The sequence below is a fragment of the Corallococcus sp. CA049B genome (genome assembly GCF_003611685.1).
Taxonomy (GTDB): Bacteria; Myxococcota; Myxococcia; order Myxococcales; family Myxococcaceae; genus Corallococcus; species Corallococcus coralloides.
The window spans coordinates 1-1,076 of sequence record NZ_RAWC01000465.1 but is presented as its reverse complement, the minus strand read 5'-3'; the positions used below and the strand labels follow the sequence as shown (position 1 = coordinate 1,076).

The window sequence follows — 1,076 nt, the reverse complement described above, 5'->3', positions numbered from 1 at the left end:
GGCAGGGGCGGGCGAGGCTTCCATGCGAGACACTCCCGGAGCATGCGCCGGGGACGCCGCGAAGGCCGGCGTCTCCAGCGGGGGCAGGATGGCCGGGTCCTCCATGACGGGAAGTCCCGGAGCGGCGTCCCGGCGAGACGGACCGGAGGCCTGCGCGGGAGCATCCATCAAGGGCAGGCCGGAAGACGCCTGCGGTGCATCCCAGTGCTCGGCGGCCGACGGTCCGGCGGCGGGGCGGGGAAGACCGGGGGCCTGGGCCTGTGCGCCACCCATCCGGGGCAGGCCGGGGGCCTGGGCCTGCGAGGCCGAATCCATGTGCGGAAGGCCAGAGGCCTGGGCGTGGCCACGCGGCTGGCCCGAGGCGGCCTGGGCCGGCGCGTCCATGCGAGGCAGCCCGGGCGCCCCCTGGGCGGCGTTGCCACGAGGCTGGCCTGAGGCGGCCTGGGGGCGCGGAATGTGCGGCTCCGTGCCGTAGGCCGGCGTGGGCGCGGAGCCCGGGCGGGGCTCCGAGGGGGCCGCCGGAGGCTGCGCGGCGCGAGGCACGGCGACGCCAGGGTTCTGGAAGCCCGGCTCCGACAGGGCCGCGGTGGGCGCGGCGCGCGGGGGCACGGCGGCCACCGGTGCCACACCCGGAGGCGGCGCGGCGGGACGCGGAGGCAGCACGGCGCCAGCGGGCGCGCTCCCCGCGGGAGGCGTGGCGCGAGGAGGCATGGGGGCCGCGGCCCGGGAAGCCTGCTGCGCGGGCGCCCGGACCGGCTGACCCTCCGCGTGCGGCGCGGGGGCGCGCTCGGCCTGGGTCGGACGCGCAGCCGGAGCCGCCGCGCGAATCGTCGCATCCGCTTGCGATGCATCCACCTGGGGCGAAGCAGGACGCGCCACCGGAGCCGCCTGCGGCGAAGCAGGACGCGCGGTCGGAGCCGCCGCGCGAAGCGTCGCATCCGCGTGGGGCGCGGGACCCGTGGGCGCGCGCACGGTGGGCGCGGCGGCCGGAGCCTGCGCGGGCGGGCGGGGCGCGGCGGCGCGAGGCGCGGCGGGCGGCACGGGCGCCATCCCCGGACGAACCGACGGCGTCATGC

At 80.5% G+C, this 1,076-nt stretch carries 1 pseudogene; it reads right to left on the bottom strand.

The window, feature by feature from the left end:
- Window positions 1–1,041: pseudogene (locus D7W82_RS40835) on the bottom strand (hypothetical protein); the annotation flags it as partial.
- Between the last annotated feature and the right edge of the window lie 35 nt (window positions 1,042–1,076).